Genomic DNA, 14,617 nt, shown 5'->3' on the forward strand with positions numbered 1-14,617 from the left:
TTGGAACGATCATCAATGCGCAGGCTGCGCGTTTTCATCCTCGTTCTTGTCTTCGGCTTCCTGACGCTGTTCGTCGGTCGGCTCCTTGATGCGGTACCAGGCCACGTATAGCGCTGGCAGGAACAGCAAGGTCAGCAGCGTGGCGATGATGATACCGCCGATCATGGCGTAGGCCATCGGCCCCCAGAACACCTCACGGGCGATTGGAATCATGCCCAGGCTGGCCGCTGCCGCCGTCAACAAAATCGGACGACGGCGATGCTCGGTGGCTTCGACCACGGCATCCCACGGCAGGTAGCCGCTTTTTTCATAGGCATCGATCTGGGTCACCAGAATCACCGAGTTGCGGATGATGATGCCGATCAGCGCCAGCACCCCGAGAATCGCCACGAACCCCAATGGCGTCCCCGTCGGGATAAGCGCCAGCACCACTCCGATAAGCCCCAGAGGCGCGACACTGGCCACCAGGAACATCTTCTGAATGCTGTGCAACTGAATCATCAGGAACGTCGCCATGAGGAACAGCATCAGCGGCGCAACGCTGGCAATCGGCCCCTGCGCCTTGCTGCTTTCTTCGACCGTACCGCCGGTTGCCACCTTGTAGCCGACCGGCAGACCCGCGGAAAACTTGTCGATTTCCGGTTGCAGCTGCTTGACCAGATCAGTCGGCTGAATCGCGTCGCGGACGGCGCCTTTCACTGTGATGGTCGGCTTGCGGTCGCGGCGCCACACCAATGGCTGCTCCAGCTCGTAACCGACAGTAGCGAACGCCAGAAGCGGGATCGACGTACCGGTCGGTGTCACAATTTGCAGGTTCTGCAGGGTTTCCGGTGTGCCGCGCTCGGCATCTTCGGCACGTCCGATCACATTGATCAGGTAGATATCATCGCGCACCTGGGTCACGGTAGAACCGCTGACAACGCTGTTCATCAGCTTGGCGACGTCTTCCGACGACAGGCCCAACTGCCGGGCCTTGTCCTGATTGATGTCGATGCGCAGGACCTTGCCCGGCTCGTTCCAGTCGTAGATCACTTCGCCCACATGCGGGTTGTGATCAAGCAGCGTGGCCAGTTCGATGGCGTGCTGACGCACCTTGTCGATGTTCTCGCCGCTGACGCGATACTGCAACGGACGCCCCACCGGCGGGCCCATTTCCAGTGCCTGCACATACGACCCGATGCCGACGAACTCGTCACGCAGGCGTTTTTGCAGACGGGCAGTCAATGCGCCACGTTCTTCCAGGCCTTTGCTGACAATGACCAGCTGGGCGTAGAACGGATTTTCCAGTTGCTGATCGAGTGGCAGGTAGAAACGCAACGCGCCCTGGCCGATGTAGGTGCTCCAGCGCTCGATGTCCGGATCGTCCTTGAGGCTTGCTTCAAACCGATCCACCACCTTGCGCGTCTCGTTGATCGAGGCGTTCTGCGGCAGATTCAGATCAACGAGAATTTCCGGGCGGTCCGAAGACGGGAAGAACTGGTTCTGCACAAACTGCATGGAGAACAGCGACGCGGCGAACAACCCTACCGTGATGGCAATCGCCAGCCAGCGATGACGCATGGCCCAGAGCATGCTGCCGTTGAATGCCCGGCCTATGCGGCCTGGCTCTTCGGATTTCGGTTTGATGTTGGCGCTCAGAATGTGCACGCCGATCACCGGCGCAAACAGAACGGCAACCACCCACGACACCAGCATCGCCACGGCAATCACGGCAAACAGCGTGAATGTGTACTCCCCCGCCGAGCTGTTGTTCAGACCGATCGGCACAAAGCCGGCCACGGTCACCAGCGTACCGGTGAGCATCGGGAACGCCGTCGAGGTATAGGCGTACGTCGCGGCCTGCTCCTTGGTTTCACCCATTTCCAGCCGTGTGACCATCATTTCCACGGTAATCATGGCGTCATCCACCAGCAGGCCGAGGGCAATGATCAGCGCGCCGAGGGAAATCCGTTGCATGGTGATGCCGCTGTATTCCATGAACACAAACACCATCGCCAGCACCAGCGGAATCGAACACGCGACCACCAACCCTGCGCGAAACCCGAGGCTGACGAAGCTGACCAGCAGCACGATGATCACCGCCTCGAACAACGCGCTGGTGAAGCCGCCCACGGCCTTGTTCACCACCTCGGCCTGATCCGACACCTTGTGCACGCCAATGCCGACTGGCAGCTCCGCCGTTGTAGCGTCCATACGCTCATGCAGCGCCTTGCCGAACGACTGGATATTGCCGCCCTTCTGCATCGCGATGGCCAGGCCGATCGCCGGTTTGCCATCGAAGCGGAACAGCGGCTTGGGCGGATCGGTGTAGCCACGGGTGATGTCAGCAATGTCGCTCAGACGGTAAAAACGGTCATTGATGCGCAGATTGACTGCAGCCAGATCCTTCTCGGAAGCGAACTGCCCGGAGGTGCGTACCGAAATCCGCTCCGGCCCGGCTTCGATCACCCCGGCAGGTGTCACCGCGTTCTGCGATTGCAGGCTTTGCACCACCTGGCTCTGGTCGATGCCCAACGCAGCGAGTTTGCGTGTCGAGAAATTCAGGTACAGCACTTCGTCCTGCTGACCGATCATCTCGACCTTGCCCAGCCCGGGCACTTCGCGGATGTCGGCGCGGACCTTCTCGACATAGTCACGCAACTGACGCATCGAGAAACCGTCTGCGGTAAACGCGTAGATCGAGCCGTACACATCGCCGAACTCGTCGTTGAACGACGGGCCTTGCAGCCCCTGCGGAAACTGGCCACGGATGTCATCGACTTTCTTGCGCACCTGATACCAGATTTCCGGTATCGCCTTGGCGCTGGTGGTGTCACGCAGGTACACAAAGACCGTGGATTCGCCCGGTCGGGTATAGCTCTTGACGTAGTCCAGCGAGTCCAGCTCTTCGAGCTTCTTCTCGATGCGGTCGGTGACCTGCTCCAGGGTCTCGTCCACCGTCGCGCCCGGCCAGCGGGTCTGGATAATCATGGTCTTGATGGTGAAGGACGGGTCTTCCTCGCGCCCCAGCTTCATGTAGGAAAACACGCCCATCAACAGCGCGACGAACATCAGGTACCAGACAAACGACTGATGCTTGATGGCCCACTCGGATAAATTGAAATTCCCTTTCATCGCGGGCTTTCCTCATCGACTTTGACTTTCTGGCCCGGCTTGAGGCTGTTGACGCCCGCGCTCACCACTTTTTCACCCGCTTTGACGCCATCGTTCAGCACGAAGGAATCGCGGTCACGGCTGGCAATAGTCACCGCTCTGGGGTTCACCGTCTGGCTTTGCGGGTCGACGATCCATATCTGGCGTTTGCCATCGACTTCCTGCAGGGCATTGATCGGCAGACGCATGCGCGGCGTGATGGTCGAGCTGAGCGTCACGCTGATCGCCGTGCCAAGCCGGAACGCCGGTGGTGTTTGCGCCAGCGACAGACGCGCACGGCGAGTACGTGTCGTGCGGTCAGCCTGGGGTTCGATTTCGCGAATGGTGGCGGTGGTGTTCACTTCCGGATTCAGTTGACTGGCGACGGTGAATACCACGTCGGCAGGCAACTGGTCGGCCAGTGTATCGGGCAGGTCGATCACCGCTTCCTTGATGTCCGGCCGCGCCAGGGTCACGACTTCCTGACCGGCTGTCACCACCTGTCCGGCTTCGACCTTCCATTCGGTGACCACGGCGTCGTGATCACTGCGCAGCTCGCTGTAACTCAATTGATCGCGGGCCTGTTGAGCCGCGGCCTTGGCCTGTTCCTGCGACGAGCTGGCGGTCTTCAGATCGGTCAGGGCGATGTCCAGTTGCGCCTGGGCACCGACACCGCGATCGAACAGCTCCTGCTGGCGGCGAGCATTGGCCTGGGCGTTGATGAACTGCGCCTGAACATTGGCCAGGTCGCCCTGCCGGGCACGCACGGCGTTCTGCTGATCGGTCGGGTCGAGGGTTGCGAGCAAATCGCCTTTCTTGACCTCAGCGCCTACGTCAACGTCGCGCCGGGCGATGCGACCCGCGACACGAAAGCCCAGCACACTCTGATAACGCGCCTGGATATTACCGGCGAAACGCCCGAAATCCTGATTCGACTCAGGCTTTGCTTCGACGAAGACGACGGGGCGCACCGGTTCCGGAGGTGTTTCATCCTTGCCACAGCCACTCAATAGAAAACCGCTCAACAGCAGGCCGCCCAGCGGCAGGCATGACATACGCTTCATGGCTGCACCTGTGCGTTCTGTTGTTTGGGCTGTTCGGCAATTTCGACCTGCATGTCCGGGTGTAACAACTGTCCGCCTGCCACCACGACTTTCTCTCCACTCTTGAGCCCGTCGCCAATGATGACTTTGGCGGTCAGGTAACGGGTGACGGTGACCTTGCGCAGATTGACCTTACCCTGCTCGTCCACCACCCACACGGCAGGCTTGCCCAACTGCTCGCCAAGGTCCTTGGTCAGCGCCGCCCATGGCAACTCGACACTGGCGTTGGCCGGTGCACTCAGCGCCACACTGACCACCGAGCCCAGGTCCATGCCTTCAGGCAGCGGGTCCAGAGCGATCTTGATCTGCAAGGTGCCGGTTTGCGCCGACACCGCCGGGGTCACTTCGCGCACCTTGCCGCTGACTTTGATAGTCGGGTTATCGAGCAGCGTGACCTGCACGGCCTGATCGGTCGGTGGCTTGACGAACAGGGACTCGTAAACATTGAACACGGCATCGCGATCGCCGTCGCGCGCCAGATCGAAAATCGGCATGGTGGCCTGCACCACTTGCCCGACCTCAGCCTGACGCGCGGTGATCACACCCGGTGCATCGGCGACCAGCGCGGTATAACCCAGTTGTTCACGGGCATTGGCCAATTGCGCCTGAGCCGCCTTCAACGAGCTTTCGCTGCCGCGCAACGCAGCCTGTGCAGAGTCATATTCGCTGCGACTGGTGTAACCCTTGGGCAGCAGCTTTTGCTGACGGACAAACGCCGCGCGGGACTGGTTCACGCGGGCCTGTTCGGCAGCCACAGAGGCAGCAGCCGAGTCGACATTGATCTGCAGATCCTTGGGATCGAGCCGGGCCAGCACCTGCCGCGCAGTCACCCGGTCACCCACATCCACATTGCGCTGAATGATCTTGCCATTGACCCGGAATGAAAGACGGGTCTGCACGCGCGCCTGAACATCGCCGGTCAGGGCGACACTGGCAGCGAAGTCGGCACTTTTTACCGTTTGAACATAGACCCGGGGCAGCTCGGGCTCAGCCGGTTTTTCCTCGCCACAGCCCGCCAGCGCCGCCAGGGCAGCGGCCAGACCGAACGTAACCAGTCTTGAAATACGAACGGGCATGCAAACTCCTTGTGCGACTGCCGGGTGCGGGCGTGATCAGGGCGAGAGAATAGCGCGAGTATGCGACTGTATGCGAGAGGGAGGGTTCATTGAAACAGGGCAGAAAGCGGTTGCGCGGGAGAGGCGCGCAGCACCTTTCTTTTGAAGATGGTCAGTTCAAACTCCGGCAAAGACATTGTCTTGAGCATCTCTGCCGAACGTGAAAGTAGTGTACATATCAAACCACCGATTCATGCCCCTCACGGATTGAATGCAAGAGCTCTTCAGGTATCGGTGGCATCCTGTCGACTTCAGACACTAACGTTGGAAGGCGGGCTTTCTTAAATTCCGGTATTTTGGATAGCCCCGTCCAGGGATAACAGATGACTGCGTTTGTGCGACGTTTCGCTCTAATAGTAAGCACTCGGCTGAGTCAGGCTGGAGAAATCATGCACAGATAAACGTATCAATACAAAATAGCTGCACCAGTATTGTTTGGCTGATCACCCCCGACGGATGGTCTTCGAATTTCTATAGCGGCAGTAGCAACTTCACTGCTTGAACGCCTTTGCATAACCAGCTTTATATTGGTCCCTGCATCCTCCCAACGCTTGATGCGCGGGCTGACTGTCCGAACGGCTAGCACTGGAACCAACATGCCTATTGCCGTCGCGAGCAAAATATTCGCAGCAGGAGCGTCAGGATCGACCGCGTTGATTACCCGGCTTACCGTAAACACGGTGCTGGCTGCAAACTGGTCGACTGCTGAGGCCGCTGTCAGTTTCGTTGATAACGGTGCACCGCCCTTGTAGACAGCCTTTATCGCAGGAACAGCCGTTTTTACACCCAGGACAGCACCGAACAAACCGAGCCCTACCCACACAAATGAAAGTATCTGACCCTCATCTACCTTATGCCCGGTCGGATCAGACCGATTAACCGGATCCCCCACGCAGTACGCATACGCATTCATGCCGCCCTTGCCAAACGGACTCATACTGTCCGGGCTGTTGAAACGCATCAGTGCCGGGTTGTAGGCGCGATAACCGTTGCCCAACAAGTAGTGACCCGTAACAGGGTCAGGTTGCTCGCCATTGAATCCGGGCAGGTGATTGATTGAAGGTCGATGACCGTATGCCATATAGGCAATGGCAGCGCTTGATCCTGCCTGCACGGTGGCAAGCACACTATGTTGTTGGTCGGAGGCCATCAATGTCGCGCCGAGTGCGGATTGCCCGGCAAGCAGTTGGCGGTCGTGACCCAGGAAGCGCCAGTGTTCGGCGCCCTGAAGCTCGCTGACCAAGCGGTCTGACTGGTAGAACGTACGAGCGATTGCCTCGGACAGCGGCGTGCGCATTGCGAGCCGATCCAGGGCGTCGTAGCTGTAGCGGCATAAAACTCTTTTCTGAGGCATGAGAGGCCACCCGGATTGTGATCCTTGTTATCGAGATACGCGTTTTCAAGGACCACAATGAACGCCCGGAACCGCAACAGCTACTCGTAGAATTGCTAGGTAGTGTCAATGCTTATGAATGCACTCCAGCGAGCGCTCCAGCTCGGCCTTGGCCATATTGATCAGGTGCACCACCGAGAATGCCAGATCACGCTTCAGGCCATCGAGGTTGTCACCGGTTTCATACGCGGTGGCAGAGGCACAGCGCAGTATGTCGCTGACCTGTATCAGGGAGTCTTCAAGAGAGGTGGGGAGCGGCGGGGACGGGGTTGAGTTGATCATCATGTGTGCCTCTGCAAGTAGGGCCATCAGATGTTCGCTGCTAAACAAACAAGGGTGGCGACTTTAACGCGGGTTAGCAGACCGGTAGAGAACACAGACCCGGCGCACTCGAAAGTGCCCCACGCAAAGCCGCCATAAACGGTAATTGCGCTGCGTGTCTCTGGACAGGCTGCTAAACCCGGTCGCTGAAAAAATCAGCGACCGACGCAGCCTAGAGTGCAGATTTGGCAGGCGCAAGAGCACGGGATTTTCTCGGAAAGGTCATACGCAGGAAAGAGAAAAGACTGAAAGAAAGGTCCTGCAGGGCAGGTTTTTCGTGAGCGGAAGTAACCTGACTCTCTCAGAAGAGGACGCAGAGCGTCCAGAACGGCATTCCACGCGGAGCGTTGGAACGATAAGTTGAGAGCGCCTATCGTTCCTCACGCTCCAGCGTGGGAATGCCCTTCGTGACGCTCCGCGTCATCCTCAAGCCGCGCCGATCAACTGCCCTCGGTGCCCTGCGCCTCCTCGAAGAAATAATCCTTCCAGCTCGCCGCCTTGTTTTTCAGCACACCCAGTTCATGCAGTTTTTCAGCGTAAATGAAGGTGCGCTGCGGGGTGATAGTGAAGTCGATTTCAGGGTCGGAGACGATTTTCTCTACCAGCGGCAACGGCAGCTTCGATTGCTCGACGCGAATGTAAGTCTGCGCGGCAGCCGGTTTGTCGGCCTTGATGATCTTCTCGGCTTCGGCCAGTGCGTCGTAGAACGCCTTGTAGGTCTTGGGGTTTTCGTCGTGGAATTTTTCGGTGGTGTAGAGCACGTTGAACGTCGCCTGGCCGCCCAGCACGTCGTAGGAGCTGAGCACCTTGTGCACGTTGGGGTTTTCCAGCGCCTGGTACTGGAACGGAGGGCTGGAAAAGTGCGAGTTGATTTCCGAACCACCGGCAATCAGCGCGGAAGTCGCGTCCGGGTGCGCGAGGCTGACCGAGATGTTGTCGAATTTCTTGTAGTTGTCGTTACCGAACAGCTTGGCGGTTTCGATCTGCAAGGTGCGCGACTGAAAGCCCACACCGGCAGCAGGCACGGCGATACGGTCCTTGTCGGTGAAGTCCTTGAGGGTCTTGATGTTGGGGTTGTTGGTCAGCAGGTAATTGGGCATCGAACCCAGCGAGGCAATCGCCTTGACGTTCTGCTTGCCCTTGGTGCGATCCCAGACGGTCAGCATCGGCGGCACGCCTGCCGAGACCACGTCCAGCGCGCCGGCCAGCAGCGCTTCGTTCATCGCCGTGGCGCCGGAGATGCTGTTCCAGTCGACCTTGATGTCCAGGCCCTGTTCCTTGCCGTGTTTTTCGATCAATTTTTGATCGCGCACCACGTCGAGGATCAGGTAGCCGATGCCGAACTGCTGAGCGATGCTGATCTTGCCTTCAGCCTGAGCGCCGCCGCTGAGCAGCGCGCCAAACAAGCCGAGCGTCGCCGCCAATACAGTCAGTGCCGGGCGTTGAGATGCAGTGTTCATGTGGTTCTCACCCTGATTAGTCAAAAAAAGACGGCGTTTCAACGCTGCATGCCCCAGCGCTTGACGGTCAGGCGCTCAATGTTGGCAAACAGCAGGTTCTCGACCAGCAGGCCGATGAGGATCACCGCCGCCAGACCTGCAAAAACCTTGTCGGTATACAGCTCGTTACGGTTCTGGAAGATGTACCAGCCCAGACCGCCCTTGCCGGAGGACGCGCCAAACACCAGTTCGGCAGCGATCAGCGTGCGCCAGGCAAAGGCCCAGCCGATCTTCAGACCGGCGAGAATCGAGGGCAGCGCAGCAGGGATCAGGATGTGCCAGACAAAGCGCAGGCCTTTGAGACCATAGTTGCGCCCGGCCATGCGCTGGGTTTCCGAGACACCCAGAAAGCCCGCGTAAGTATTGAGCGCCAGCGCCCACAGCACCGAATGCACCAGCACGAAGATCAGGCTGTTCTGACCCAGGCCGAACCACAGCAGCGCCAGCGGCAGCAGGGCAATGGCCGGTAACGGGTTGAACATCGCAGTCAGCGTGCTGAGCAGGTCGCGGCCCAGTTGGGTGGACACTGCCAGGGTGGTCAGGGCGAAGGCCAGCACGATGCCGATCAGGTAGCCCTGGATCAGTACGGTCAGGGAGATCCACACCTTGCCCGGCAACTCACCGGAAATCAGCCCGTCATAAAAGGCGGCGGCCGTTTGCAGAAAGCTCGGCAACAGCAGGTCGTTGTTCTGCAGACGTGCGGCCAGCTCCCAGATCACCGCCAAAGCAATCATGATGACGCATTTGCGCACCCAACCCAGTTGCCAGATGCGCTGTGTCAGGGGCAGGTCGCGGGCCAGATCTTCCTGAGTGAAAGGCTCCAGCGTGATTTCATATTCTTCGCGAGCGGGAGGTGCGAGGCTCATGATTCGGGTTTCCCGGTATTCGTGTAGAGAGGACGCGGAGCGTCCTGAAAGGCATTACCACGCGGAGCGTGGGAACGATCAAGGCAGTCGCCTAGTAAGCAATCCGGATGTCCTGAAAATTCAGATCCTGCTCCACCGGCCCGGCCTCGCCCTCATCGAACAACAAACGATGAATACGCTGCGCGGTTTGCTGAAAGCCGACGCCGCCGAGGCTTTTCAGGTCGTATTGGTGGCTGTTGATTTCCGCCCGTACACGGCCTGGATGCGGGGACAGCAGCAGGATGCGGTTACCGACCACCAGCGCTTCCTCGATGGAGTGGGTGACGAACAGCAGCGTGAAGCGAACTTCATCCCACAGCTCGAGCAACTCTTCCTGCATCTTGCGGCGGGTCAGTGCATCCAGCGCGGCGAACGGTTCGTCCATCAGCAGGATTTTCGGTTGCATGGCCAGGGCTCGGGCAATCGCCACGCGGGCTTTCATGCCACCGGACAAGGTGTGCGGGTAGGCATCGGCAAACGCACTGAGGCCGACCTTTTCCAGGTAATAACGTGCACGCTCCAGCGCTTCGGGGCGCTTCAACGTGCGTGATGCCAGCAGCGGAAACATGACGTTCTCGATCACGGTTTTCCACGGCGGCAACTGGTCGAATTCCTGAAACACCACGATGCGGTCGGGGCCAGGTTCGGTGACCTGCTGTCCTGCCAGACGAATCTCGCCCTCACTGGGCTCGATGAAACCGGCCACCGCCTTGAGCAGGGTCGACTTGCCGCAACCGGACGGGCCGAGCAGCACGAAACGATCGGCCGGATCGACTTCGAAACTGACCTGATGCGTCGCCCGCACCACCCGTTCCGGGGTGCGGTATTCGAGGCTCACGCCGCGGACTTGCAACAAGGCTTCAGCGGTGGGCTGGGTGCTGGTGCTGGCCGTGTGGCCTTGCGCGACAGCATTCATGAACGGCTCTCCTGAATCAAAATGGCGCGGTGCCTTGAATGGTCGTGCGATGCAGTTTGCGGCGCAGATGTGCCGGGCAGCCGGCAGCCAGGTGGATCAGAGAGCGGTTGTCCCAGAACACCATGTCGTTGGCCCGCCACTGGTGCCGATAGATGTGCTCGGGCTTCACGCTGTGGGCGTAAATCTCGTTGAGAATCTGGCGGCTCTCGTCCTCCGGCAGACCGAGAATGCGCGTAGTGAAACCCTCGCTGACAAACAGCGCCTTGCGCCCGTTTTCAGGGTGAGTGCGAACGATCGGGTGGCTGACTTCCACCACCTGCGCCAGTTGCTCGGCGGTCAGGGTCGGACGCCAGTTGGCGGCGTTATGGCCCTCGGCGTAGCGTGCGGTGTAACTGTGCACCGCTGAACGCCCTTGGACTGCATCGCGCAGGTGTTGCGGCAACGTCTCCCACGCCAGATGCATGTCTGCAAACAGCGTATCGCCGCCTTCACTCGGCAGCTCCTGGGCGTAAAGCATCGAGCCCAGGCTCGGCAGCTCCTTGTAGGACAGGTCCGAATGCCAGTATTTACCGGCATCGCCCAGACCCACGGGCTTATCGTTCTCGACAATGTTGGAAACGATCAGGATTTCCGGGTGGTTGGCCAACAGAAACTGCTTGAGCACATGGATCTGCAGCACCCCGAAACGCCGACTGAAATCGATCTGCTGTTGCGGCGTGATCTGCTGATCGCGGAACACCACGACATGGTGATTCAGATGTGCCTGATGCACACGAGCGAAGTCGGCATCGTTCAACGGCCTGGACAGATCCAGCCCAACGATTTCCGCGCCCACCTTTTCGGTGAATGGACGCACTTCGAAGGATTGCGAAGCAGGTTGGGCGGACGATGAAGCGAGGGAGGCTGCTGGCATGAGAACTCCGACTCCAGAACAATGTTACTGAAAGACGAAACTCTATAGCTATAAGAAAGAGAATTTAAATACCGTTAAAGAATATCGATAGTGCTGAAATTTTTCACTGCCTCGCTGTGTAACGTCAGCCAGCATAAATGTGTCATGACAGTTACATCGAAGTGTCAGAACGGCTTGCTAGGGTCGGCGCCTTATTCGACCTGAGTGAAGCGCCCGCTATGCGATCCAATAAACCGGTTGTCCATGTCATGGTGTCGTCATTGATACTGTCGCTGCTTGCCGTCTCGGTTCAGGCAGCGAGCCGTTCCAGTGACAATCGTATAAACGGCGTCGACCTGCTCTCGGGGTTCAACACCCTGTGGACGACCGGCGCAACCTGGGACACCGGCACGCCGACGGCCCTCGGCCAGAGCCTGCTTCGGCGCAACCTGCAAATCGTGGTCGACCGAGCCAACTCGCGCACGCTGGCGCAGGAAACCGCCGCCTATTTCGATGACCGCCGTGACCAGAGCTATAGCGCCATCAGCGGTCTGGGCTCGCTGAGTGATGCCTATAAAGCAGGCGCGGGCGCTTTCACGACCATCACGCAATTCGACGACAGCAACAAAACCGTCAAGTACGACGACAAGGGCAACGGCGCAGGCAGTTCGTCCTCTGCGCTGGGCAAAGTGGTCGATCTGGTCGGTGCCGTACGCAACGATGCCTCCACGACCCCGGCCAAGTCCCACTATCTGTATCCACGACCATGGCGGCAGAGCCTGGACGGACAGAGCCTGGCATTCGTCGTCGCACCCTCCCTGCGCCCGGCCGAAAGCACCACACCGGCCAGTGACTCGGGTTTCCCCAGCGGTCACACCAACGCCGCCTACCTCTCAGCCTACGCATTGGCCTACGCGATCCCCGAGCGGTTCAGCGAGTTGATGCTGCGTGCTTCGGAGATCGGTGACAACCGCATAGAAGCCGGTATGCACTCGCCCTTCGACGTGATGGGCGGGCGTATCACGGCGACCTATTTCGCCATCGACAACCTGTCCAATTCCGCCAACACGCAATTGCGCGCCGATGCTCGCGCCCAGGCGCTGGCCTATTTCACCGCTCAGTGCGGCGGCAACGTCAACAATTGCATGACGGCCATCGATCCGGCCACCGACCGCACTTCCCAGCATGCACAGGACAAGGCGCTGTACACCGCGCGCATGACCTATGGCTTCGACCCGGTCGGCCCGACCAACCTCGCCCCGGTCGTGCCGACCAACGCTGAAGTGCTGCTGGAAACACGCTTCCCGTACCTCGACGCCAGCCAGCGTCGCGAGATTCTGGCGACCACCGAACTGTCGTCGGGCTATGCAGTGATCGATCAGTCAGGTGGCTACGGTCGCTTGAACCTGTATGCCGCAGGCGATGGTTACGGCGCGTTTAATTCCAACGTCACCGTCAACATGAACGCCAGCCTGGGCGGCTATAACGCCATCGACGCCTGGCGCAACGACATCAGCGGCAGCGGCGCACTGATCAAGAACGGTACGGGCAACCTGATCCTGACCGGCAACAACACCTACTCGGGCGGCACGCTGATCAACGGCGGCACCCTGACCGGTCATGCCCAGGCCTTCGGCAGCGGCACGATCACCGACAACGCAACGCTGGTGCTCGATCAGTCCACCAACGACACCCTCGCCAACACCCTGACCGGCAACGGTGCGCTGATCAAGCGCGGCGTCGGCTCACTGAACCTGACCGGCAACAGCAGCCTGTCCGGCGCGACGACCGTGCAGGCCGGTCGCCTGGCGGTAAATGGCAACCTCGGTAACTCCGTCGTCAGCGTGCAGCAAGGCGCGACGCTGGGTGGCAACGGCACCGTCGGCGGCATCAACGTCGCTCAGGGCGGCGTGGTCGCACCGGGTAATTCGGTCGGGCAACTGAACGTCAACGGTGACGTCAACCTGGCTCAGGGTTCGGTTTATCAAGTGGAATCGGACGCCAGTGGCAAAGCCGACCGCATCGTCGCCAGCGGCCGCGCGACGATCAATAACAGCACACTGTCACTGGTCGAAGGCGGTAACTGGCTGGCCGCCAGCCGTTACTCGATCATCTCCGCAGCCGGTGGCGTCAGCGGTGCATTTGCCGCCGTGCAAACCAACTTCGCGTTCCTTACCCCGACGTTGAACTACACCGCCACCGATGTCGGACTGACGCTGGATCGCAACGCACAAACCTTCGCCAGCCTGGCGACCACGCGCAACGCCAAGGCGGTCGCGCAGGGTCTGGACAGCGCGGGAGCAGGCAATGCGCTGTGGCGTCAGGTGGTGCAGGACGACGCCTCGACGGCCCAGGCCACGTTCAAGGCGCTGTCCAACGAGCTGCATGCATCGACACAATCTGCACTGATCGAAGACAGCCGGCTGGTGCGCAATGCCATGAACGGTCGCATGCAACAAGCGCAATCCGCACAGGCGTTCGGCAGCACCACGCAAACCCTGGCCGGTGATGCCTCGCGCGGCGTGGTGTGGACCCAGGCCATCGGTGCGACCGGCCAGACCGACAGCAGCCGCGACGCTTCGGGCCTCGAAACCCGCACCAGCGGCCTGCTGTTCGGCGCCGACGTACCGCTCGACGACACTTGGCGTGTGGGTGCATTGGCCGGCTTCAGCAACAGCAGCTTCGACCTGCGCCACGCATCCGGTTCGACCGACAGCGACAACTATCATCTGGGTGTCTATGGCGGCGCAAAATGGGGCCAACTGGGCCTGCGCCTCGGCGCGGTACGCACCTGGCACGAGCTGACCGCCAAGCGCACGCTGGACCTGCCGGGCTCGTCCGAGCACTTCAAGGAAGACTACAAGGCAGCGACCAATCAGGTCTTCGGCGAACTGGGCTACACCCTGGAAATGGGCAACGCACAACTTGAACCCTTCGCCAACCTGGCGCACGTACGCCTGGACACCGACGCCTTCGACGAGAACAGCAACGCCATCAGCCTGCAGAACAAGTCCCAGGACAACCACATCACCTTCAGCACCGTGGGCCTGCGTGCAGCGACCCGCCTGAACGCTGGCAGCGTCGTGATCAAACCCAACGCAATACTGGGCTGGCGCCGCGCCTACGGCGACGTCACCCCGGAAAGCCGCTCGGCCTTCAGCGGCGGTGACACCTTCGAACTCTCCGGCGCCCCCATCGCCCGCAGCGCAGCCGTGCTCGGCGCAGGTGTCGACCTGGGGTTGAGCGATACGCTGAGCGTGGGCCTGAGCTACGACGGACAGGTGAGCAACGACGCATCGGATCAGTCGCTGAATGCTCGGGTGACATTGGCGTTCTAAGGC

Annotated in this window: 10 protein-coding genes; 1 reads left to right on the forward strand and 9 read right to left on the reverse strand. The window is 60.1% G+C overall.

Annotated features, from left to right (window positions below; genetic code table 11):
• Positions 1 to 12 precede the first annotated feature (12 nt).
• From JOE33_RS12345 to JOE33_RS12385, 9 genes are all read right to left on the reverse strand, one after another.
• Positions 13 to 3,114: an efflux RND transporter permease subunit gene (locus tag JOE33_RS12345; RefSeq protein WP_010429743.1), complete on the reverse strand. Its 3,102-nt coding sequence runs from the start codon at positions 3,112 to 3,114 to the stop codon at positions 13 to 15.
• Positions 3,111 to 4,196, reverse strand: a complete 1,086-nt coding sequence (locus JOE33_RS12350; RefSeq protein ID WP_122694586.1) for an efflux RND transporter periplasmic adaptor subunit — start codon at positions 4,194 to 4,196, stop codon at positions 3,111 to 3,113. The genes JOE33_RS12345 and JOE33_RS12350 overlap by 4 nt, the downstream gene beginning before the upstream one ends.
• Positions 4,193 to 5,311: an efflux RND transporter periplasmic adaptor subunit gene (locus JOE33_RS12355; protein WP_010429737.1), complete on the reverse strand. Its 1,119-nt coding sequence runs from the start codon at positions 5,309 to 5,311 to the stop codon at positions 4,193 to 4,195. The genes JOE33_RS12350 and JOE33_RS12355 overlap by 4 nt, the downstream gene beginning before the upstream one ends.
• A gap of 445 nt (positions 5,312 to 5,756) precedes the next feature.
• On the reverse strand, positions 5,757 to 6,704 hold the full coding sequence (locus JOE33_RS12360) for an RHS repeat-associated core domain-containing protein (RefSeq protein WP_187624993.1): 948 nt from the start codon (positions 6,702 to 6,704) through the stop codon (positions 5,757 to 5,759).
• A 105-nt stretch (positions 6,705 to 6,809) separates the two neighbouring features.
• The gene (locus tag JOE33_RS12365) at positions 6,810 to 7,025 is read right to left on the reverse strand and encodes a hypothetical protein (protein ID WP_025990892.1); all 216 of its coding nucleotides are present in this window, start codon (positions 7,023 to 7,025) and stop codon (positions 6,810 to 6,812) included.
• A gap of 479 nt (positions 7,026 to 7,504) precedes the next feature.
• Positions 7,505 to 8,524 carry an ABC transporter substrate-binding protein gene (locus JOE33_RS12370; protein WP_010437565.1) on the reverse strand — a complete coding sequence of 340 codons (1,020 nt, stop codon included), beginning with the start codon at positions 8,522 to 8,524 and terminating at the stop codon, positions 7,505 to 7,507.
• A gap of 38 nt (positions 8,525 to 8,562) precedes the next feature.
• Positions 8,563 to 9,429, reverse strand: a complete 867-nt coding sequence (locus JOE33_RS12375; protein ID WP_010437567.1) for an ABC transporter permease — start codon at positions 9,427 to 9,429, stop codon at positions 8,563 to 8,565.
• 91 nt (positions 9,430 to 9,520) lie between these two features.
• Positions 9,521 to 10,384, reverse strand: a complete 864-nt coding sequence (locus JOE33_RS12380) for an ABC transporter ATP-binding protein (RefSeq protein ID WP_187624992.1) — start codon at positions 10,382 to 10,384, stop codon at positions 9,521 to 9,523.
• Positions 10,385 to 10,400: 16 nt separating this feature from the next.
• On the reverse strand, positions 10,401 to 11,297 hold the full coding sequence (locus JOE33_RS12385) for a TauD/TfdA family dioxygenase (protein WP_010437570.1): 897 nt from the start codon (positions 11,295 to 11,297) through the stop codon (positions 10,401 to 10,403).
• A 218-nt stretch (positions 11,298 to 11,515) separates the two neighbouring features.
• Here JOE33_RS12385 and JOE33_RS12390 point away from each other — a divergent pair, with 218 nt between their 5' ends.
• The gene (locus JOE33_RS12390) at positions 11,516 to 14,614 is read left to right on the forward strand and encodes an autotransporter domain-containing protein (RefSeq protein WP_187624991.1); all 3,099 of its coding nucleotides are present in this window, start codon (positions 11,516 to 11,518) and stop codon (positions 14,612 to 14,614) included.
• Positions 14,615 to 14,617: the final 3 nt, after the last annotated feature.

This window comes from Pseudomonas sp. PvP027 (assembly GCF_017833005.1).
GTDB classification, from domain to species: domain Bacteria; phylum Pseudomonadota; class Gammaproteobacteria; order Pseudomonadales; family Pseudomonadaceae; genus Aquipseudomonas; species Aquipseudomonas congelans.